Here is a 22,878-nt window from a genome sequence, read left to right as displayed (position 1 = left end):
AACCCAGAAGATTAAAGGCTTTAGTACTGAAGCACTTATTATTCAGACAGTAATAGCGATAAGACAGCAACTGTTATATGCCGACTAAGCAAAGCGGCTTATTCCAAGGTACTGAGAACCTGACAGGCTCGCTCGAAGTCATAATTATCTAACGCACTTTGCACATCGTTAAGCGCAACAGAATTTGGATACTCTTTAAGTAACTCGGCCACGTATTGCGTTGCATCGTTATCATAAGCTTCCAGCAGCGAGAGTAGCTTAACCCTTTGATCTTCTTTGACCACGGTTCCCATCGCACTTGCTTCACTCATGTATTCTACTTGTGGCTTCACAATCTGGCTTTCCGTTGCTGCAATAAGCTCAACTAACCTCGCCTCACCTTCTCTGAGGGCTTGATCATCACACAAACGATTGTGAGCTTTATCTTCTAACTCTCCCATCAAATCAGCAAACCGGAGGCCGCCAATCGACGCTGCCATACTTTTCAAAGTATGCAGGTTTCTTTCAAGCGTAATCCAATCGTCTTGTGCCAAATTATCAAACGCATCAACCATCATGTTTGGGGCACTGCTATGGAACTTTCCAATCAGTTTGTTTTGAAGTTCCGCATCATGATGAGTGAGCTGTTCAAATCGTTGCTGAGAAAACACACTGATCACATCAATGCTGTTAGGTTGATTTGTTAGGCCTTCGAGTTGCTCTGCCTGCCCATCTAACGGCGCTGCCTTCTCTTCTACCATCACCTCTGGCACGATGTATTTGATAAGCAAAGAGGTCGCTTTATCAATGATTATCGGCTTATCTAAGAAATCCGTTACCCCTGCGTCTCTTGCTCTCTGTTTGGCATCAGCGAACACATTGGCCGACATCGCAATGATAGGAACTTGCATGTCAAACTCTCTAATTTTCCGTGTCGCTTCAAAGCCATCCATAACTGGCATTTGAAGATCCATTAAAATGACTTCGTAATCATTATTTTTGGCTAGTGAAACGGCCTCTTGACCATTTTCGGCCAAATCTGCGTTTAGCTTGAAACGATCCAAGAACGCCAATGCCAAGTCTTGATTCAGTTCATTATCTTCAACCAAAAGTACCCTTTGCCCTTTAAATTCAACATGGTAATCAAGTTTTAATTCTTGGGACTTAAATTGGTCAAGTTCTTGTGCATTCGACTTAAGTAACGTGATAGGGAAAGAGAATTCACTGCCGTTACCCAACACGCTATCGACTGAAATTTTACTGCCCATAGCATGCACGAGTTTCTGACTAATATTCAAACCTAAACCAGTACCACCAAATTTCCGGGTCGTGGTGCTGTCAGCTTGACTAAATGCTTGAAAGAGCTTGTGTCGATTCTCTTCTGATATCCCGATTCCCGAATCGGATACACTGATCTTCATACTCACGCTGTAATCGTTAGACTCCAGTAGAACAGCGGTTAATGTCACATGTCCAAACTCTGTGAATTTAATGGCATTACCAATAAGGTTAAGAATGACTTGAAAGAGCCTTAACGGGTCGCCGAGCATTGGACTGTTTAACTCTGGGTCAACAGACATCGATAGGTTAAGTTGCTTTTCTGACGCCTTAGACTCCATCAGTTCTATGACATCTTTAAAGGTCACCATAGGGTTAAATGGGATGCTATCAATGAATAGCTGCCCCGCTTCTATTTTAGAAAAATCGAGGATATCGTTAATGATACTTAACAGTGAATGTCCTGAACGATGCACTTTCTCGATATAATTTCGAGCAACAGGATTAGATATTTCGCCAATAGCCAAATAAGACAAACCGATAATCGCATTCATCGGTGTTCTGATCTCATGGCTCATGTTAGCTAAGAAATCAGATTTAGCTTGGCTAGCCAGATCGGCTCTCTCTTTCTCTTCTTCAAGTTGCTCATTTAGGCGCTTCATTTCAGAGATATCAAAAGCCCAAAATAGAGTCGCGACTTCCCCATCAAGTTCAAATAGGTAATAGCTCACAAGCGCGACAAAGCGGCCTCCATCAAACTTTCTCAGCACTAACTCCCGGTTGACTACTTTACCGTTAAGATCTAGCTCTTTGTAAAACGCATCACGATCAGACAAAGAGTCATAAACAACTTCAACATCGATAGAAGAGAGTTCTTTTCGTCCCACCCCAAATAGGCGTTTGGCCGTATCATTTGCATAACGCACTTGGTCATCAACAATGACACTCGCCGCGATAGGCGAAGTATTCAGGATGTTGTATAGTTGATTTTGTGCTTTGCGAAGTGCTTCGGTCGCGTTATTGGCAATAGTGATTTGTTTGGATAGCTTTCTATTCCAAAATACAATCAGCAACACTATCACGATCGAGAATACCGATATGGTATAAACCAGTTGGTAATCAATTTTTTCAATCGCTTTAGGTGCCGCCCATTTAGCTGATATTTTTTGATGATCTTCAGCCGATATATTTTCAATCGCTTTGTTCATAATTGACAACAATAACGGCTCAGACTTTATGACATGAAATGTTGGTGACAAGAAAAAATCTAATCGCCCAATGATCCCAATACCTCGGTAACCAAACGAATCGATCAAGTAATTAAGCACGTCGACAGTGTCAATAATTCCATCGAGCTCACCAGACTCAACTCGCTCCAACCCTTTTCTCGTAAAATCGACAAGCTCCCATTCAATATTTGGGTAACTTTCCACAATAGCTTCAGTATTGGCACCATTTGCTAATATTCCAAGCTTCCATCCATAAGCTTCTTCCAGCACAAGACTATTAATATCTCGGTGTGAAGCTATAGCAAGACGGCTAGAAAATAGCGCTTTTGCTGGTTTTACATTTTCACCTAACGAGCGGTTCTCGACAGCAGCAGACACTAGATGAACCTGACGGTGATCAACAAGTCTGCGAGTTTCTTGCCAGTTTTCAACATCAACATGACTCAATCGTAACCCAGTTTTTTGTTCAATTAACGTCAGGTAATCATCAATCATTCCAATATATTCATCCTTACTAGACAAGGCTTCATAAGGTAATGAATTGGGGTCGATACCTACTTTTAGTTCGGGATGATCCTTGATCCATTGACGCTCTTTTTGGCTGAGATTTAGAAGCTCACCAGTCAAGTTGTTTGATTGATAGACACCAGCGATATAACGCTGTGCTCCTTCTCCAAACGATTCAAATTGTTCAATGGAAGGGAAATATACATAATTTCTTTCGACGGAACTAACATCAAAGTAAAACGTCATGAACCCTGCATTAACACTTCCTGTTTGCGTTTTATAGCCAGCGCCTTTAGTCACAGATGATAATTTAGAGGTGTTTTTTTTGCTCAGTGAGGAATCTAGATCTTCGCCTAAATACCAAGACTCAATAGGCCTTTTGTTGTTATCTGCTTGTGCGGAAATCACTCTAAAAGTATGCTCAGCATCGAATATATCGAAGATCCTAGGGAGCTCTTCAAAGCGGTCATTCACAATAAAATAAGCCGATATTTGAGCAATGATGTCGGCCTTCCTAAGCACTGGAGTAAGATCATTCCTAACTTGAGTTTCAAGTATCTGCTCAAACTCGTCATTAGTTTGCTTTAGATGTTTAATCGCTTCATTGAAGCTGTCTCTTAGCTTAGCTGATCTAAAATCCACATAAATCGGATAGTCGACTTTAAAATCTTCATGTAGTTCAATTTCACGCATCTCAATGAAACGGGTATTCATGACAAACCACCTCAGCACCCGTTTCTCAACCATTAATAGATCGACGTTTTGTGCACGTAGCTGAGAAAATGCAGATTCTAGGCTGTCAATATCCTCAAGGCTACCGATACTGACTTTGTTTCTTAGTATCTCAACGGAGTTTTTTATTGGCGAGGTATCATCAAATAGCAAAGCACCCAGCGATAAATTTTCGGCAGAGTTGAGGTTCAAGTTGCGCCTTTTTAGCGAAATAGGTACAAACTCAACATCCATGATTTTATCACTCAAAAAATGTACTGAAGCCCCATCAGCCTGTATTCCTGAAACAAACGATATCGAACTATTATTATCAATAGCCTGGTTGGCTGCGCTACGAGGAAGAGTGACAACGTCACCAAGTCGATATCCCATATTGTTGAGCGCGCGCTGCATAATGTCATGCTCAATCCCTACAGATGTACTTTCTGGGTACATGTAAGGAGGGTTACCAAATCCAAACACACCTTTTACTGGAGTGCGATAGGGCGAATCTTTTAACCAGTGCGATAAAATCCGGTTTTTCTTCCCAATATCAAATGTTGCGATTTGTTGGTTTAACAAAGCAAGCAGTTTGGCGTCCCTAGTTCGGACAACCATTGAAGCTTCTATGTATTTCCAGCGTTCGAGAACGTAATTAACCGCTAAACTGTATACGCCGCTCTTGTGAGCGAGATCTAGCGTAGTGACTGGCTCAGCAAGCATGCCATCGACTGAGCCGTCTTCCAGAGCACGAATAGCATCAATAGCAGTATCAAATTGAACTCTTTCGATCGAGCTGAGTTGTACTCCTGACTTTTCTAGATCGATACTATTTCGCACCATGGCGATACGACGCTTATCAGATTGCTCGATGTTATTATTAGTAGGATCGTCGGTAGGGAGAATCACCGCGATTTGGTAGGGAATATAAGGGCTAGTAGCGAGAAATCGACCACCTTCGCTTGGGTCGAATTGCTGGAAAGGAAAAACATCGCCACGCCCATCAAGTAGGACCTGCTTTGCTTCGGAATGAGAGTTCACACTTATAAAGTTCGTTTCAATTCCATAATTGAGTTCAAACTCTTTCGCCCAATCTCGAATAATACCGGATACCTCACCTTCATCATCGATAAATGAATAAGGATAATGACTGGAAAGCGCGATAAAGGTCACTGTTGGTTTGCTTTCTAACCACTGGGTTAAATCATCTTCACTGACGCTTTCAGCATAAGCATGTGGTAAACCAACGATCAGAAGCGATAAGCTAGAAATGAGAATAAAACACTGATTAATCCATATAATAAAGCGCTTATTCATCTTTGAACTTCTCTTTAATCGCTAGTATCTCGGGCAAGTTGACGAGAAACAAATCGACTATTGTCGGGTCAAAGTGTTTGCCTTTCTGCTCCGTAATTAGAGCAAGCGCCTCTTCAACACTCCACGCTTTTTTGTAAGGCCTTTCTGCCGTAAGCGCATCAAAAACATCAGCGACAGCCGCAATTCTACCGACCAAAGGTATAGCTTCACCCGCTATCTGATTTGGATAGCCACTGCCATCCCATTTCTCATGGTGATACTGCGCGACTTGAATGGCCATACGCATCAGTTTGGAATCGCCCTGCCTACCAAGGATTTCAACACCGAACTCGACGTGTTTCTGCATGGTAGTCCATTCACCGGCATCCAATTTGCCTGGCTTCAGTAACACACTGTCAGGAATGCCAATCTTGCCAATATCATGCATCGGCGCTGCATCGCGCAAGGTCTCGGCATCTTCGTCTGTCATGCCCAAGGCTTTGGCTAATATCTCGCAATAATGGCTCATGCGCATAACATGCATGCCTGTTTCGTTATCTTTAAATTCAGCGGCTCTACCCAATATGTTGAGCGTTTCTAGTTTGCCGAGATTGATCTCTTGGGTTTTCTCTTTCACCTGACTAAACAAAGCTCGTTGCTGGTCATAAAGAGCAATATGGGTTTTTACACGTTGTAGTGCAATTTCAGGTGTAATTGGCTTCGTTAAATAATCAACTGCACCTAAGGACAAGCCTTTTACTTCGGCTTCAGGGCCAATCTTTGCGGTAACGAATATAATGGGGATATGCGCAGTATTTGGCTGAGCTTTTAATTGACGGCACACTTCGTAGCCATCGATGTCAGGCATCATGATATCAAGGAGAATAAGATCTGGCTGCGGCACCATCTTCGCTATTTTGATACCGATAGTACCGTTAATCGCGACCTTAACTTGATAGGTATCTTTGAGGATTGCCGTTAACACATCTAAGTTACTTGGGGTGTCATCCACGACTAACACTATAGGTTTACGACTCATTGACACCTCTTATAAAAATCAAACAGTTATAAACATAGTGTAGATGGGTTTTCGTACCTCTCAACATGAAAATGACAAATGATTGTTAAAAATGAAGAGTCGATCTTCGAGTGACATCAAACTAACGGTTTGATCCTCGTCTGATGTCAAAAATACGGCAGAGATTAGCGTATAACACAAGAGGGAATATACTGTCTTGGACATATGAACCATACGAAAAGAGCTCCTCATATGGGAGCTCTTTTCATTTCGGTAACTAAGGGGTTAAGCAGGCTAGAGACCCAGCGACCTAACGACCTAACGACCTGAATAATACATACAGATTCGAACACCATCGAACTCGCGAATCTCAAATGGGATCTCGTAGATAGACTCCATCACGGACTTTTCAACCACTTCCGAAACCTTACCTGACTTAACCACTTTTCCTTTCTTCATCGCCACAATGTTATCTGAATAGCAAGAAGCAAAATTGATGTCGTGAATCACGATCACCACCGCTTTATTGAACTCATGCGCTAAACGACGCAGCGTCTGCATGATTTCGACCGAGTGTTTAATATCAAGATTGTTCAGTGGTTCATCTAGGAACACATAATCTGTATCTTGCGCCACAACCATCGCGATAAACGCCATTTGACGCTGACCACCACTCAACTCATCAAGGTATTTGTTTTGGATATCGGTAATGCCAAGGTGTTCTAGCGCTGTATCGACGATCTTATGATCTTCGTCTTTCAAGCGACCTTGAGAGTGTGGGAAACGACCAAAACAAACCAACTCACGAATCGTAAATCGCATATTGATGTTGTTTGACTGTCTTAACACGGCAAGGTGCTTGGCTAGCTCTTTGGTATCCCACTCAGCCAATAACTTATCGCCAATGACCACTTCACCCGCGTCACTGTCTGTTAAACGGCTTGCCATTGAAAGCAGTGTACTTTTACCCGCACCATTTGGGCCAATGATAGAAGTCACTTCTCCTTTCGGGAACATAGCACTGGCATCATCAACCACGAGTGACTTGCCATACTTCTTAGTTAAACCTGTTAATTTAATCACTACTTACTACCTTTACTGAATTCTGGTGCGTAACAACAAGAACATAAAATACAAACCACCGACCAAGTTAATGATCACACTCACTGTGGTTTCAAACGCCATTACTTTTTCGATGAACCATTGACCAGACACGAGCAACACTACCGCTAACAAGCTGCTAGCGATGATTAGAGTACGGTGCTGATAAGAGCTGAATATCTGACGAGCCAAACTTACTGTGATTAAACCGAAGAAAAGTACCGGGCCAACCAAGGCAGTTGATACCGCGACCATCACTGACACAATAACCAAGGTAATCTGAGTCAGTCGCTTGGTATTCACGCCCAAGCTTGTTGCGTTATCGACACCAAGCCAAAGCACATCAAGCTTAGGTGCTAACAACCACAGGCCAAGCAAGCTCAAACCTAATGGAATAAGGCTGAGGTAAACCAGTTCGCCTTTCACGTTATTGAAGCTTGCAAACATCACATTCTGCAACACCGCAAATTCATTGGGATCAATCAACATCGCAAGGAAGTTCGCTAAGCTCGAGAATACGCTGCCACACACGATACCAATCAGAAGCAGTGTGAATACGTTATTTCGCTTGCTCTTAAAGTAGAAATGGAACAGAGCAAACGAGAACAAGATCATCACGGTTACAGACATCGAAAAGTTTGCGATTGAATCAATGACCCAGAAGCTTGTACTGCCAAACACAAACAGAAGCACCGTTTGAACCAGCATATACAAGCTGTCAAAGCCCAAGATGGATGGGGTTAGAATTCGATTATTAGTGATGGTTTGGAAAACCAATGACGACGCCGAGATCGCCACCGCCGCCAACACAATCGACAGCAATTTTGGTAGTCGCAGAGACAAGAAGAACTCATAGTTATCCCACGTAAGTCCCTGCCCCACAAATACTGCCGCCATACATAAAGACGCGATGGCCAGAATCGCAATTTTTACTGAATCACGCATTCGACTTGTCTCTCATGATTAGGTAGATAAAAATCAAGCCACCAAAGATGCTGATTACCATCGAGATTGGAATCTCATAAGGGAAGATGACGATTCGAGCTAACAAGTCACAAACCAATACCAAGATCACGCCCCAATAGGCTGTCCAAGGCAGAATCTTCTTCATGTTATCGCCCATCATTAGCGAGACGATATTCGGCACGATAAGGCCAAGGAATGGGATAACACCAACGATCATCACCACAGAAGAGGCACAGATAGCGACCAATGCAACACCAATGAAGACGATCTTCTGATAATTCAAGCCGATGTTTTTCGCAAAGCTCTCGCCAATACTCGCCGCACTGAACTGACTCGCGAAGTAGTAAGCCAACACACAAGCAGGCACTGCGAGGTAAAGAATTTCATAGCTGCCTTGCAACACACTCGCAAAGTTCGCCATTGTCCATGCCGACATGGTTTGTACTAAGTCGTACTTGTAAGCAATAAAGGTTGTTAGAGACGAAACAACGTTGCCATACATGATGCCAATCAAAGGCACCAACACCGCATTCTTGAACTTGAGGTGCTGTAGGAAGCGGACCAATAGCATGGTTCCGAAAACCGCAAACGCGAAAATGAAACCTAAGTAGCTCCATTGCGCTGCATTGCCCAGAACCAGAATACCGACTATGTAGCCAAGCATGGCGCAGTCAATGGTACCCATAGTCGAAGGCGCGGCAAACTTGTTCTGCACGATCTGTTGCATGATCAAGCCAGCGACACTCAAGCCCGCACCGGCAAGTACAATCGCGAACAGTCGAGGGATTCGACTAACAACATAAATAGAGTTGGCGTGTTGGTTGCCATTGAAGAAGTCGCTAAAACTGATTTCAGCGACTCCAATCATCAATGACATAATGCATAACACAACAAGAAATACAGCAGCGGCAATGGGTTTCAACATAGAAATAATACTAAAGGTAGGGCTCTTTGAGTCCGTATGAAAAGTGAAAAAGGGCTTATAAGAACGCTCTTATAAGCCCAAAAATCTGATGATTGATGACTATTGAATTGTTCGTTCAATATCACCCAACATTCTGTGAATCGCTGTCACGCCACCACCAGCCAAATACCAAGCACTTGAATCAAGGTAAACGATGTTGCCTTTCTGCGCTGCAGGTGTCGCCGCAACTAATGGGTTATCAAACAGCTGTTGTGCGCGCCCTTCTGATTTACCGATCGCTTTTTCGCGGTCAAGAACGTAAAGCACTTCAGGTTTTGCGTCAGCAATGTATTCGAACGAGATTAGGTTGCCGTGAGTCCCTTTAATTGGAGCCACTGTCGCACTCTTTGACTCCTCGAAACCAAAATCATCAAAAATGATCGAGAAGCGACTGCCCTTATTGAACATCGCAATGTTGTTGCCGTTGTTCATCAGCATCATTGCAGACGTTTCGTCAGACGCAACTTTGTCGTTTACCGCCGTGATAGACGCTTGAGTCTCTTTGATTATCGCTTCTACTTCAGCTTGCTTACCAAAGATGTCACCTAGCGCGCGCCAGTTTTGCTGAGCATCAGCCCAGTATTTATCACCTTCAATAGAGAACATGACCGTTGGAGCGATTTGTGCCAGCTTGTCGTAAACCTTAAGCATACGGTTTTCCGCGATAATGATGTCAGGCTTCAACATGTAGATAGCTTCAAAATCCGGTTCACTCAATGATCCTGTATTTGCTGTCGTTTCTTTGTACGAAGCTAGGTAATCGGGCAGCAAGCTATGAGGCGCACCAACTGGCTGTACACCAATTTGATCAAGCACATCCAAGCTACCAAAGCCAAGTACCACAACGCGCTGTGGTACTTCAGTAAACTGCGCCGTGCCCTTTACGTGTTCAATGGTCACGGTTTTCGCTTGAGCGGTCATCAGTAATGATGATGCAAGAATGATGGCAAACCCGCTTAACAACTGGCGAACTGAATTGATTGTTTTCTTCATGTTTCTTCCTTTGCCATTGATACTAACCACCACTCATGACAATGAAAGTCACACTACTCATAGGCGAGCATGGGGCGAACACAACGGCTAAATAACGATAATTTAAAGTCTGTCATTGCTTTGATAACAAACCCGTAACGCAAGTGAGAACTATTATCAATTATATTTGCGTTAAACTGGCAACACAACAACTTTATTATTCAGAAATGTAAAAGTGAGTATTCATATTTTGCGTAGTCAGGAGAGATACTAGGGATCAGAAATAGCAAAAAGACGCGAAGAGGAAAATGATCATTAATCTGAAGAATAAAATGATGGGGGAAAGTGGCCGAAAACCCTGTAATTACAACGCTAAATCACAGAATTACGACGCCAAACCCCAGAATTACAACGCTCAACCTCAGAGTCACGAATTGTAATTTACAATGTAAAGACCATATATAACAGATACTTAATCATCAATAAATTAGCTAAACAATTAAAACCACTAATGACAAAGAATACGAAGCGGTGCAAAGCCAAACATCTGTCAGGTATCATGGTGAATCACCTGCCCATCGCTCATTTAACTCTCAACAAGCGACGGCAAATCATTCAAAAATATTTTTGAATTTAATTTAAAATAGGGTTGTAATTTCAAAAACTAGGCGTATAGTTCGCCACTTGGCTCTAATCTATAGAGCTGTTAATGCTAAAGTAAGTCCAAGTTCCTCAAAGACAGTTCTCGATTTCCTCGTTACACCATCTCTGCGTCAGCTTTCACCTAGATAGTCATTCAATAGCTTTTAAATTCGATCCTCACTACCGATCTATCGTCATTCGCTCTTTTGATAGCGAAGTCAAAATAGATCGATCACTTAAATATAAATGTAATAAACACAAGGCACAGTTATGTCACGCAGAACAACACGACAAACCCATTGGTACCAACTATCACGCGACAAATCAGTCAATAAACTAAAAGGTAATAAATGCTCAAGATTAAAATAGACTTACACAAAGAAGAAATTTCATGGGTCACAGAGATTCGACAGCTCAATAGCGATATACTCCACCGCCACATATTGCCCAAGCTACAACATCACAGTTATCTCATCGATTTTGAATTTAATGAACGAGAAAGCATCGGAACTATTGTTTCAGGCAACGGAAACACCCTAGGACATTTCACACTCCTATAGCATTTCCCATAGGCTACAAAAAGAAACACCGTTTAGTCCCAAAGATGTAAAAGATGTCACCCTCAATTCGCTCTAGCAGAACAAAATAGAGTAGAAGTAAAACAGAACAGAAACCTAGCCCTTTTTGCATTTCACACGCGGCTAACGCTAGCTAGGTTATCGTACTTCTATTGAAACCAACTTATATCAAACTCTGAATCACCAATGAGTCATTATCATTGCGTTAACGGTATCGACCTTAACTTCTGATCAAGAGTATATAAGTGTTCTGCAGCTTGCATGTGTTGAGGGTAATCACTGAATTTCTCACGATTCTCCTCATTCATCTTACATGTCTCATCCACCAGCATTAATTTCCAATACAGCTTTGTTGTATGCAGCATCGCCAGTAAAGGTTTGAATACCTCTTTTTCATAAGCTTGAATCAATTCTTCAATCAACTCATCACGTTCGTCTTCACTTGCGATTGAACCATTGGTTGCCGACAACACTTTTTGATACTTCAGATTTTGTTGCAGCTTATCCATAACCGTTTGGTTTTGTTCTGCTAGCTCAACAAGTTTCGACTTAATGATATTGACCCAATTGGCTTGGCTCAGTACCGCGTCATCAACGCTGGTAAAGTCTTCTCGTATCTGTCGCTCTACGTCTTTTTGAGCTTTCTTTAAAACGGCGCGCACCTTTTGAAAAGGCAGCTGATATTCCTTACTTAGATCGATAATCAGTTTATGAAAACCACCATTTGGAAGGTGTAAGTTTTCCTTAAACGTCGCCATTGCAGCTTCTTGCTGATCGGTAAGGTGAGTCATTCTGTTTCCTATTCTTTATCACTTATGGTGCTGAGCCCGCGATCATAACACTATATAACCTCGTTTTTTCGGTAACTTGATAGGTTACATCTAGGTACGTACTTAATTTCTCTCAACACGTTATCTTTTGGCTAGTTTTCACACTACTTGGCATTAAATGGTAAGTTTCTATCGATGAATATTCGTACATTAGTTGCACAGGGTATATCGCCAGACAGGAGTCATTACATACATATCAAAGACAACAGCGAGAAATGAGAAAACATATGACCTATTCAGAATACAAAGAATCCGATCTGCATAAGTGCGTTAGCGTTGGTGCAGAAGCAACGGTATCAATCGCCAAGTTTACCGTTAAAGCCACTACCCTTTTATTTCGATTTTTCCGCTGGCTTGTCGTATCGGCCTATTCTTATGTGATGAAGTAATTCTGTGTTGGAGTCGTTGTTTTCATTACGACTTATCCAAATACCCAAAAGCGCGCCCTATTAGGTCGCGCTTTTTTTATGCTCCGATTTTTGTAGCCAGCTTTTCTATGTCCGGTTTTCTAGATCTAGCTTTTGATACTTAAAGTACATAACCAATTTTCTATCGTCAGTGGCGCTAAATGGTAAAACTCTGAATCGAATAAAAACCATACTACACCTGTTCCAACAAAACAGACTTCTAACTTATACAGGTACTAAAATGAAAAAGATTGCACTTAAAATTGTAGGACTAACGGTTTTGGCTTCTGCGCTAACTGGTTGTATCGGCAGCAACGCCGTAACAGGGAAAGTGATGAAATTTAACGTTGAAGTTGTCGATAACCGCTATGCTCGTGCAGGTGTAAACTTCTTATTAGCGCCTGTGTACGGTATTACAACCGCAGCCGACTATGTCGTATTCAACTCACTTGAATTCTGGACAGGTAAAAACCCAATCAGTGGTTCGCCACACGTATTTGATACAAAAACAGATACACACTTCGAAGTGAACGACGACCTAGACCCAAGCTTGAAAGAAGCACCTGTAGGGCCAATTTCAAACAATCGCACGATTGAAACGGGTGAGATGATTAAGATTGACGAAAACACGGTTCAAATGGACATCGTCTATACCTCTGGTGAAACGGCAACTCTGACAGGTATCAAAGAGGGTCAAAACGTTAGCTATTACATGGATGGTCAGCTTGTGTCACAAACGACCATTGCTGAATTAGAGAAAATTCAAGGCACTGAAGCTTAAGGTTTGTAGCTCACACTAAGGCATAAGATTCGTAGCCCATAGGGAGTTCAATCTCAAAGCTAGGTTTGACTTTAAAGAGCGTAAAACAGAACAAGCCCGGCAATTGCCGGGCTTGTTTGTATATGCTCTATTATTTGTATCCGCTCTATTGGGATTGAGACTGTGTAAGCCGAATACTCACCAAACTTGCCACCATTATAGCCAAGTAAAAACTGCCGATAATGGATTCCATAAACACGAAGAACTGAGCAATAGGTAATGCCGGTGATATGTCACCATAACCAACCGTAGTCAACGTGATAAAGCTAAAGTACATCGCATTAAACAAATTGGTTAGCCAGATTTGCTCTTCTAACCCATTAAAGGCGTTGGGAAATATTTCTAAAATCAACAAGTAGATGGTCGACCAAGCGAACCCCAACAACAAGTAAATACAGATTGACCCAATAATGTGATTGGGCGTCACCGTTTTGGCTTTCATCACCTGTTTCAACGCCGAGTAAATGTGTGAAAACAAGAACACAGCCAACGCTGATAGCGTCACTATCGACAGGTTATAGCCTTCCAAAAACGAAAACACACCAGACACTAGCGCCGTAATCAATAACAGCCCATACCAAGAGCGATACAAAGCTCGCTCTTTATGGATACCAACAATTGAACTCGCTAGAGTAATGATGATGAGAAATAGGATTGTTTTCTGGCCTTGCGGATAAAACTGCTGCATCACCGCGCAACCAAAAAACAACACCAACAGTGCATAGAATAAGAAGTAGAAGTTGTCGTCTTTAGAGACTGGCTTCATCTATTTTTCCTCTGCCTCTACTGGTTTTTTCTCAGTTTCTTCTTGGTTTTTCTCTTCAAGCCCAAGCCACGCCATCATCAGCTCATAGCTTAAACTCAGTATCACAGCACCAACAAACAGACCAACGATTCCTGACATCGCCATTCCGCCCAACGCACCAAGCAAAATCACCAACATTGGAATGTGAGAGCCACGGCTCAGTAGTACTGGCTTCAAGATAGCGTCACTGCCGCTCACCAAAATACACCACACTAAGAACAAGCTCGCCGCCAATGTCGATTCAACACTGAACATGTAAATAATGGCAGGTAACAAAGCAAGAATCGGAGGCAACTGAATAATAGCGACCAGTAACACCGCTAGCGCCCACAATGCCGCGGCTGGAACACCCGCGATAACCAAACCAATTGCCGACATGATAGATTGAATCACAGCAACGCCTATCACACCCTGCACAACACTGCGCACGGTTGATTTAGATAACTGCACGAGCTCTACACCTTTGCCATCCGTTAAACGAACCACTAAGTGAGTCACTCCGGTTTGACATTTATCGGCATTACTCATGAACGCACCTGCAATGATGGTTGAGATAATAAATTGGACAAAACCACCACCCAATGAGCCTAAGATCGATGCCATTTTAGAAGCAAATACCTTAAGTTCGTCTGCATACGTGATAAACACGCCCTCTATATTCGAAGAAGCATGGACCAAGGCGGCATAGACTCTTTCGCCAACTAATGGGATATCTTGCAAGGACTCTTTGGGTTTCGGCAGAGACAAGGTTCCGTCCTGTAGCCCTGTCATTAGGTCCGAAGCACTGGTGTAAATACCGGAAGAGAGCGCGACTAAAGGAATGAGTAGTAACAGTACTCCGATAAAGCTCAGTAACGCGCTGGCTTTTCCTTTCGACATTCCCGTCTTATTTGAAATGGCGACAGCAACTGGATAGAGCGCAGTTGCAATGATCGCCCCCCAAATAACCAATAGAATGAATGGGCGCAAAATCGAGAAACACCAATACACGAGCATGGCAATCGCTGCGATTTTGATGGCAGCGTCTATCGCCTGTTTTGAAAAATCATCGGTTAACTTCATGAGACGTCCTTGTAAGACATAATTAAGGCTGATTTTGTAGGAACTTCCAATTCCGAGTTTCTAGGAATAAAGAAGCCAAAATCATATATATACCAATTAACACTAATTGGAATATGCGTATAAGAGTGTTGCTATCGATGTCGCCTGAGCTCATCAAAGTGCTACCGACAAGTACTAACAACGTACTAAATGCAGTGGCGAAAATCGGCGCTTTTTCGGGAACTGTGTAGATCTTCTTGGCGATCACAATAGCGACCAAGCCTATGAATAAAGAGTAGAAGATAATATTAGGAACAATCGAAAGGATTGAAAAAGCCGCTATCGCGAGCAATCCCCCGATACCGTTACTTATCACTAGAAAAGCACTCAACTTTATCGACTTCTCTGACGTAATCATCAACGATAACAGCGCAATGAACATCATTGTCAATAAAGCTTCAGATATTTGAAAAATAAAGAAAAAACATACCACTGGATAGGAGATAATCATCGCCCTAAAGGCCGCATACCAACGCTGTTTCTTTTCGAGTGGTGCAGCAGCAAAACCTGAGAACTCCGATTTAGGCTCAGGGAAAAATACATGCACTAACGCAAAGATCATCACTGAAACCACACCAGAAGTTGCTAAGCCAGATGCCAGCATTACCGAAACGCCAGGGTTATCAATCGCCATGAATGGCAACATCAAGACAGCAATCAACAATATGGTGGCAAACAGGTTCCATTTAGGGTCGACAAACAAGTAGTAACCCCAAAGCATCATTAGCCCCACTAAAATCAGCAATGGGATTGGGTAATGGGTAATTCCTCGCGATAGCAATAAACCTAACCCCATAGTCACCACAACTGCCAAGAGCAATTCGTAGACCGTTTCCTTATGGAGATTTGGTTTATCAATTAGGAACTTAGCAGTGAACACTGGCGCCACAAACGCAAGTGGCCAGTTTATCCATGCCGCCAAGAAAACAGCCAACGTGACCCCAACCGTATACCTCAGGATCCGTTGCTGTGTTTGCTGGTCAAGAATCGGCTTATCGGACATAAGACAATACGCTAATCAGACGAATCCAAACTTTGCCTATCGCGTTGAACACAAAGTTGTCGCCGCTATAAACAATCACATCCGCTTGGCCACCCACTCGAAGCATGCCTTGCATCTCATCTCGTTCAAATTCAATAGTGATAGGAAGCATCTGAGTTTGACGCAACCAACCCGTTTGTTGGCTAGCTTGCGCAAGCTTACCTGCTTGATCATTTTGCCCCCAATCAACACCCCAATCGATACTACTTACGCGCCCTTTTACCACTTTGCCCGGTGCGAAATCTAACGCCACTTCAACTTCATCACCGACCGTTACATTACCTAGGCTGTTCTCTCGATAATAAGCTTCAATCCAAATATCTTCGGTTGAAACAAAGGTCATGATTGCTTGCCCTGCCGATGCATAAAACCCTTCAGACAGGCTAAAGTTAGAAACACCACCTTGTGTCGGCGCGGTAATCACGGTGCGCTCTAGGTTCAATTGAGCTTGTTCAAGTGCCAGCAACGCAGCTTTCACTTGACTGTTTTCTTGTCCCTCTTTACCCATTTGTTGCTTCGCACCTTCAAGATCAGCCTCTGCATTCACAACAGCCGCCCGAGAGGTCGCTAATGCTGCTCGCGCTTTATCTGCATCTGATTTAGAAACCACACCTTTATCGGCCATCTCTAAAACCCGCTTGGCTTGCAGCTTGGTGTTTTGTCTTTCAACAATCGCTGAAGTAAGTTTCGCTTGAGCTGAAGCAATGCTCGCGGTTTGAGCACCGACATTTTGGCCTGCAATCTCTAAATTTTGCTCGGCTTGTTGTACTGCAATTTTGTAATCAGACTCATCTAAAATGGCTAACTTGTCGCCTTGATTAACCAGTTGGTTAGGTTGAACCAGTATGTCGAGTACTTTACCCGACACCTCTGGCTTGATTGGAACGATATAACCTTTTACACGAGCATTATCAGTAATAGGGATGATGCGGTCTGAAATGACACTGAAGATCAACATGAATGCAACAAACAACAATAGGTAGTTTGTGACCTTTCTTACTTTGTCTTTTCCATTTTCTTGCTGGCCAACTTCTTCATTGGCTTCTTGCTTATTCCCTTTGGCTTCTGACATGGGACTCCCTTCTAGATAACTAAGATCAACAAAATTAATACTTTAAAAATAAACCCAGCGATGGAAAACTCAAGTAAATAGGGTTAGATTTAGTAAACAAAACGTTGCAAATGATATGCACGTCTAATAATGCAACAATATATACAGGATTGTATTCCAATGACCTCTAGTCACTACCAAGTCCCGGTAATTCAAACGAACTACGCTAAAATTCTGGTTCAGGTTTTTTCTGACTATGGTCTTGATTTACATCTGTTGCTTAAAGATTCCGGTTTACCACCCGACCTTATCGAATCAGAAAGTGATTTTGTGCCATCGGAATCCATTAAGCGTTTGATTTATCTAACATCAGCACAACTCGGCGTATCTCGGTTCACCGATATTCTTGGACTCGCATTTCGACGTCGAATCATCCCAAATGTCTTGCATCAATTTACCGAATTCGAAACCATTGGTGATGCACTAAAACAGATCAATTCAATCTTTGCCTATGACTCCCCAGGCAGCAAAGTCGAGTTTATTCAAGAACACGGTCAGAGCTGGTTTTGCCGAACTGCCCCCGAAGACAATTCCCCTATGTTTCAATGGGGGGAAGCTTTTGCGATTACATATATCATTGAATTAATAACCACTTTATCCCAATCGCCATGGTTACCTAATAAGGTGCGTCTGCAAGGACATGACATCGATGTCGTCAAAACTCTGGTGCCAAGTAGCTGCCAATTGTTTGTTGATCAGTCGTCGACGGCTGTGCTTATTCCTGAAGAAATCTTACAACTCCCAATTCGCCTAACCTCTAAAGAACTCAGTGCTAAACCGACGCTGATTGAGTGGCACACCAGCTTTACCGATAGCGTTTATGAGCTTCTAAAGCCGTACATGAAAGAACAAGATCTCTCTCTTGACGAAGCCGCTGAGCTACTCAACTTTTCGGTGCGAACGTTCCAACGCAAACTCAAGAACGAAAACACCACTTATCGAAAAATCAAAGAGAACCTGATGTTTTCGGTAGCTTGCGAACTAATGGAAGAAGGCCACACGCTGACCTACATTTCTAGCCAGCTCGGTTACACCAACATCTCGCATTTTTCTCGTGCGTTTAAGCGCGTTTCAGGGTTAACACCCAAGATCTATCAACGCTCGATTTCGGCTTAGATACCGCTCTCACCGATTAGTTAATTGCAACACACGCCTAACCAAGGACAATGGGCGCTGCACTGCCCGAGCCTGAGCTAGAGCTAGAACTAGAGCTACACACTCTATTTCGCCCATTACCTTTAGCGCGATAAAGCGCCTTATCCGCACTACGATAGGTCGCTTCAGCTTGTGCCTGTATTTCAGACACACCACTGCTCACAGTCAGGTTCAGTGTTGTTCCTTTGGCAATCACTTCCTTCAATCGATACATCGCCTCAAACGCTTCTGCCAAATTAGTTTCGGGCATTAAGATAGCGAACTCCTCGCCGCCTACTCGCGCGACGATGTCGGTGTCTCGACTGTTATTTCTCAACAGTTCAGCGACCTCTTTCAGCGCTGAATCACCTTGGTCATGACCATGATTATCATTGATGGCCTTGAAATGATCTAAATCGATCAACGCCAAACAAGAGTGTGTATAACCATAACGCTCCGCTAAGTTTGAATAATGGTTAAGTTCTTTATCAAAACGGCGGCGGTTCCAGCACCCTGTGAGAGAATCTGTGTCCACCAACATTCTTAATCGACGTTCTAATACTTTGCGTCGACTAATATCCGTAAAGGTCACCACATATTTATTATTGTGCGACAGTATTTCAGCTAACTTTTCGACAACCACATTCACAGTAAAATGTTCGCCAAGTCGACTGACTCCACTCAACTCACCCTTCCATCTCTGGTTTTCCTTGAGTGAGCGAGTAATGGTCGATATTAAACTGCTGTTATTCATAAAACAGAGATCAGAAATCGGGCGAGACTCGACTTGATTAAAGGCATAGCCTGAAACTCTAGAGAACTGTTGATTAACTTGTATTACCCTCAATTGACTATCGAGGATAATAAAACCCGCGACGCCATCAATGATCGCTTCAGACAAGCTATTCTTGCTTTGAGCCATTTCATGTCGATATAGGCGTGCAGTAATGAGGGTGCTGAGCAAAAACAACGCGCACACAGAAAAAGCCATGACTGCCGAAGAAGCCATAGTCAATAACCACAAGCTAACTGCCATATTAAGGGCAAGTGTAGACACCACGTATAGCGGCATTTTTCGGTCCAAACTTAACTTATTCATAGTCTGCTCTAGTGATGGGCGAATGACTATGATGGCTAAGTTTTCACTAAGATATTTACCATTTTACGACACATACAAATTCAAATTATATGAGTACCATTAAGATCAATAACTTATGCTAATTATTGAGTAAGAATAGCAAGCTACCACCACTGAGTGAGCTGCCATAATTGAAGTTAATTCCAATCCCGAAGTTGTCAAAAAAGTAAGAATCGTAAGGCACATCAAATACTAATCCGGCCCCGAATTCATAGTAATAGTGCGTATCTAAAGGAGCTGTCAAATCACCCGCGACATCGATTCTTGTTAAGTTATAGTGGATTTGAGGGTTATTAAGCGACCAAGCATCGAGCGCTACGTTTTGCCTAAACTCTAGTTCATTAATGAATCGCATCCCTTCTGGGTTACCGATATCGCCATCGTTCGCTTCGCCCCAGCCTGTTCCATAAAAGTAACGAACTCTGGAAGACACATTCCAACTGCCCCACTCCTTTGGTTGCAAGTATTGAAGTTTGACTGAAGGTTCAGCAACAAGCGCCCATGCTGATGTATTCAATGCGTAGCCATCTAGCTGAGATTGAAATGCTTGAGAGTAGCTGTTGTTGTATTCGTATTTATTGCGGTAATAGAGCAAGTGAGTGCCTAACCCATAGGCGATAGACCAATGCTGGTTTAAATGGTTTTGCCCTCCGAAAAAGCCATACAGGCCCAATACCGAGTCTTCATTTGGGTTAACACGACGGTCAGGAGTCACATCTGATGAGATCTCAATATCCTGTTCAGAAAGCGCATAAGACCCTCGCACAGACCAAATAAGGTCGAAGTCAGGGTCATCCGTTTTAATCACGGAAGAGTAAGGGATGGAGCCCACACTCACTTGGCTTCGAGTATCGATGGTTTTATCGGATCCAAAACCACTGTCGTTTAAATTGATAAACGAATTAGGATCAAAATCCACAAAGCCAATTGAAATGGCATCGCTGTCAGTCAGCGCAATTGACACAGAAAATATCTTCTCTAAGCGGTTCTGAATCAATTCATTGGATGCATAGGCCAAGGAAGAACTGAGGCCCATTAAGAGCAGAATAATAGAACGGGGATAGTGCGATAGGGGTGAAAGCATTAAGTTGACTCCATTCAAACTTATGCTTCAAGTGTAATTGGTAACTTAACTAATTCAATCAGAGAGTTAACGGTGTGGTTGATACTGCTCTCAGTTCCAGCTGCAAGAGCGTTGCTAAATCGATGGCTCCCCAAAGTTCTTCTACGTCTTGGATTCTAAAATGAATAATCATATGCGCCTCTGTCTAAATTGAAGTCTTATCATGAATCATTCTTAAAACGCTTACTTACCATAATGCGCCAAACTGACTTTAAGACCTATTTCGCATATAAAACAATAAGCGCTTGAAAATTATAGAATTATCTCCTAAGTTTTTTATAACCCTTTACTCAGGAAGAAGTAGATGAGCAATATAGAAAAAGTATATGGATTTAATACGCCCCAACGACTCTTTGTCGGATACACGCTTGCGGTACTCGTCGATTTAACGGTTCTTAATTTTTTTGATGAATACTGGGACTTCGTCAATATCGAGTCTTTCACCATCTCATTTGCAGCTGCGATTCTGCTACAACTCCTGCTCAAACTGTCTATTGGCTTAGAACATAAGCTCGCAGATTACTTCAAATCTAAACCGGGTACAGCGCCTAAGATTTATCGCGGTTTATCCAGTTACGTGATTTTGGTGGGCTCTAAGTTTGTGATGTTGGAAGCCATCAATATCTTGTTTGGCGACAAGGTAAACTTCACAGGCCCATGGAATGGTGTGGTGGCATTCTTCGCTGTGGTATTCACGATTTTGGTCGCAGAGATTATTGTTTCAAAAATCTACTTCGCACTCGATGACACGCCCAAAGCCGAAAAAGCATAGCCGCTTTTGATACAGACCTAAGACAAAAAAAGTGAGCCAAACAGGCTCACTTTTTACATCTATTCTTTACGTTTCAGCGATTAACAAACAGAGAAGTTAGATAAAGACTCTCGCTCTAATACCAAACACCCAAGCGCTACTTTCATTGGAGAAAGCTGGATCTTTAATGTATTGAATATCAGGTGTCACTTGGATGAAATCGTTGAGTTGCATGTTGTAGTAAATTTCAGCCGTCCATTGCTCTGTATTACCGCTTATTGCTTTCGCATCAGCTGCAAAAGAATCACCATTCACTTCCGCCCAGTTTAGCGCAACACCAAGGTTGTTCGTCGGTTTTCCTAACCCGAAATATCCCATACCAACCGAGATTGATTTATCGTAAAGGGCAACATCACCTTCTGAGAAACCACCTCGCACAAACGGCATAACTTGAGGCGTGATAAATTGACTCCATGAGAAATTGACACCTGAGCCACCTTCAGTTGCAAGGCTATTACTGTGGCGAGTATCGTCACCAAAATCCCAGAACGTCACATGGAAGTTGTCTGTATAAATCAGGTCTTGTGAAGCCGTCCAACCTAATTCAAGTGTTGTAAAGTAAGATGCATCACTACCAAAAGCGCTATCAAAGCCATCAAAAATATCATCTGACTGACCATTTGCATCAGCGATACCACCGACCACATAAAAGTTTTCGCCTAGCATATGACCGGCAGAAAGGGCCAATACACCGTCATCCGGTAAGCCCATCGCACCTGAGCCTGTCGAGAATACCAAGTTAGTAAAGCCAGACCACGGGCTTGCTAGAGCGTAAACATCCGCATAGTTCGTTACATCCTGCCAACCGACGACAATGGTGCCTTTGCCATCATTGATTTTTTGCTTCCAATTTAAGTCCGTAACACGAAACCCTTGATCGCTAAATGCCGGGCCAATTGCACCGACATAACCAAGAGGGCCGAATGAATAGTCTTTTGGCGGAGTATCACCATAAGCATGCCTATGTTCCACCTTCCAAACTAAGCTACCTGAGTTCTGTGTGCCGTTTCCTAATAGATGCCATGAACCGTATAATCGTGCCACACCCGACGATGCATCAACGCTATCGCCGCCAACCCCATCCCCAGAGGTCAGCCCCAAAGCAAAGTAATCTGCACCAAATGTAAAACCATCTTCAGCTAATGACTCCCTCCAAGATTTCTTTTGTGCTTTCTGCTCTGCAATTGTATTTTCAACAGAATCTGGGCCTTCAAAGTTAGCGCCGTAAACAACGCCGCTCATTGGGCTAACCGCCATCACAATAACCATACTTACTTTAGAGAATCTTGAGTTCATCATGCCACCAGTGCTTTTT

Annotated in this window: 19 protein-coding genes; 5 read left to right on the top strand and 14 right to left on the bottom strand. The window is 42.8% G+C overall.

All coding sequences use genetic code 11. The features are described 5' to 3' along the window. Nucleotides 1–98 precede the first annotated feature (98 nt). The 6 genes from AC3CID_RS17990 to AC3CID_RS17965 form a co-directional block, all read right to left on the bottom strand. Entirely contained in the window at nt 99–5,021 is a 4,923-nt protein-coding gene (locus AC3CID_RS17990; protein WP_488527821.1) for an ATP-binding protein, read from the bottom strand. Continuing rightward, nucleotides 5,014–6,039: an HD-GYP domain-containing protein gene (locus AC3CID_RS17985; RefSeq protein ID WP_488527820.1), complete on the bottom strand. Its 1,026-nt coding sequence runs from the start codon at nt 6,037–6,039 to the stop codon at nt 5,014–5,016. The genes AC3CID_RS17990 and AC3CID_RS17985 overlap by 8 nt, the downstream gene beginning before the upstream one ends. A gap of 297 nt (nt 6,040–6,336) precedes the next feature. Beyond that, nucleotides 6,337–7,101, bottom strand: coding sequence for an iron ABC transporter ATP-binding protein (locus AC3CID_RS17980; protein WP_017066723.1), 765 nt, complete (start codon nt 7,099–7,101; stop codon nt 6,337–6,339). Between the two features lie 12 nt (nt 7,102–7,113). Then, nucleotides 7,114–8,064 (bottom strand): iron chelate uptake ABC transporter family permease subunit, encoded by a 951-nt coding sequence (locus AC3CID_RS17975; RefSeq protein ID WP_016793444.1) that lies wholly within the window; start codon nt 8,062–8,064, stop codon nt 7,114–7,116. Then, complete coding sequence (locus AC3CID_RS17970; protein ID WP_016793445.1) at nt 8,057–9,010, bottom strand: ABC transporter permease; 954 nt, start codon at nt 9,008–9,010, stop codon at nt 8,057–8,059. Before AC3CID_RS17970 ends, AC3CID_RS17975 begins: the two co-directional genes overlap by 8 nt. A 99-nt stretch (nt 9,011–9,109) precedes the next feature. Next, nucleotides 9,110–10,042 carry a siderophore ABC transporter substrate-binding protein gene (locus tag AC3CID_RS17965; RefSeq protein WP_114635078.1) on the bottom strand — a complete coding sequence of 311 codons (933 nt, stop codon included), beginning with the start codon at nt 10,040–10,042 and terminating at the stop codon, nt 9,110–9,112. Between the two features lie 971 nt (nt 10,043–11,013). Here AC3CID_RS17965 and AC3CID_RS17960 point away from each other — a divergent pair. After that, a complete protein-coding gene (locus AC3CID_RS17960) occupies nt 11,014–11,223 on the top strand; it encodes a hypothetical protein (protein WP_004731601.1) in 210 nt (69 codons plus the stop codon). 215 nt (nt 11,224–11,438) lie between these two features. On the opposite strand, the gene AC3CID_RS17955 is transcribed toward AC3CID_RS17960, so the two are convergent. Continuing rightward, nucleotides 11,439–12,032 carry a hypothetical protein gene (locus AC3CID_RS17955; protein ID WP_004731603.1) on the bottom strand — a complete coding sequence of 198 codons (594 nt, stop codon included), beginning with the start codon at nt 12,030–12,032 and terminating at the stop codon, nt 11,439–11,441. Nucleotides 12,033–12,298: 266 nt separating this feature from the next. Between AC3CID_RS17955 and AC3CID_RS17950 the strand changes: the two genes are divergently transcribed. Together AC3CID_RS17950 and AC3CID_RS17945 are read left to right on the top strand one after the other, a co-directional pair. Further along, the gene (locus AC3CID_RS17950; protein WP_162838714.1) at nt 12,299–12,460 is read left to right on the top strand and encodes a hypothetical protein; all 162 of its coding nucleotides are present in this window, start codon (nt 12,299–12,301) and stop codon (nt 12,458–12,460) included. A gap of 259 nt (nt 12,461–12,719) precedes the next feature. Continuing rightward, entirely contained in the window at nt 12,720–13,259 is a 540-nt protein-coding gene (locus AC3CID_RS17945) for a DUF3332 domain-containing protein (RefSeq protein ID WP_029222428.1), read from the top strand. 145 nt (nt 13,260–13,404) lie between these two features. On the opposite strand, the gene AC3CID_RS17940 is transcribed toward AC3CID_RS17945, so the two are convergent. From AC3CID_RS17940 to AC3CID_RS17925, 4 genes are read right to left on the bottom strand one after another with little or no spacing between them, the layout of a single operon-like run. Then, entirely contained in the window at nt 13,405–14,064 is a 660-nt protein-coding gene (locus tag AC3CID_RS17940) for a potassium channel family protein (protein WP_004731606.1), read from the bottom strand. Further along, nucleotides 14,065–15,165, bottom strand: a complete 1,101-nt coding sequence (locus AC3CID_RS17935) for an AI-2E family transporter (protein WP_171309328.1) — start codon at nt 15,163–15,165, stop codon at nt 14,065–14,067. Between the two features lie 22 nt (nt 15,166–15,187). Then, nucleotides 15,188–16,207 (bottom strand): DUF2955 domain-containing protein, encoded by a 1,020-nt coding sequence (locus tag AC3CID_RS17930; protein WP_065207094.1) that lies wholly within the window; start codon nt 16,205–16,207, stop codon nt 15,188–15,190. Further along, nucleotides 16,197–17,318, bottom strand: coding sequence for an HlyD family secretion protein (locus AC3CID_RS17925; protein WP_054545666.1), 1,122 nt, complete (start codon nt 17,316–17,318; stop codon nt 16,197–16,199). Before AC3CID_RS17925 ends, AC3CID_RS17930 begins: the two co-directional genes overlap by 11 nt. Nucleotides 17,319–17,477: 159 nt before the next feature. Between AC3CID_RS17925 and AC3CID_RS17920 the strand changes: the two genes are divergently transcribed. Then, the gene (locus AC3CID_RS17920) at nt 17,478–18,473 is read left to right on the top strand and encodes an AraC family transcriptional regulator (RefSeq protein ID WP_488527819.1); all 996 of its coding nucleotides are present in this window, start codon (nt 17,478–17,480) and stop codon (nt 18,471–18,473) included. 37 nt (nt 18,474–18,510) lie between these two features. On the opposite strand, the gene AC3CID_RS17915 is transcribed toward AC3CID_RS17920, so the two are convergent. Both AC3CID_RS17915 and AC3CID_RS17910 read right to left on the bottom strand, forming a co-directional pair. Further along, nucleotides 18,511–19,590 (bottom strand): sensor domain-containing diguanylate cyclase, encoded by a 1,080-nt coding sequence (locus AC3CID_RS17915; RefSeq protein WP_488527818.1) that lies wholly within the window; start codon nt 19,588–19,590, stop codon nt 18,511–18,513. 118 nt (nt 19,591–19,708) lie between these two features. Beyond that, a complete protein-coding gene (locus AC3CID_RS17910; RefSeq protein ID WP_488527817.1) occupies nt 19,709–20,713 on the bottom strand; it encodes a Solitary outer membrane autotransporter beta-barrel domain in 1,005 nt (334 codons plus the stop codon). 343 nt (nt 20,714–21,056) lie between these two features. Here AC3CID_RS17910 and AC3CID_RS17905 point away from each other — a divergent pair, with 343 nt between their 5' ends. Next, nucleotides 21,057–21,524: a hypothetical protein gene (locus tag AC3CID_RS17905; RefSeq protein ID WP_488527816.1), complete on the top strand. Its 468-nt coding sequence runs from the start codon at nt 21,057–21,059 to the stop codon at nt 21,522–21,524. A 96-nt stretch (nt 21,525–21,620) separates the two neighbouring features. Here AC3CID_RS17905 and AC3CID_RS17900 read toward each other — a convergent pair whose 3' ends face one another. Beyond that, nucleotides 21,621–22,820, bottom strand: a complete 1,200-nt coding sequence (locus tag AC3CID_RS17900; RefSeq protein WP_488527992.1) for a carbohydrate porin — start codon at nt 22,818–22,820, stop codon at nt 21,621–21,623. Between the last annotated feature and the right edge of the window lie 58 nt (nt 22,821–22,878).

This window comes from Vibrio sp. QJM3NY_21 (assembly GCF_057785975.1).
Note: the sequence above shows the minus strand (reverse complement) of the source record. Positions and strands in the feature narration are given on the sequence as shown.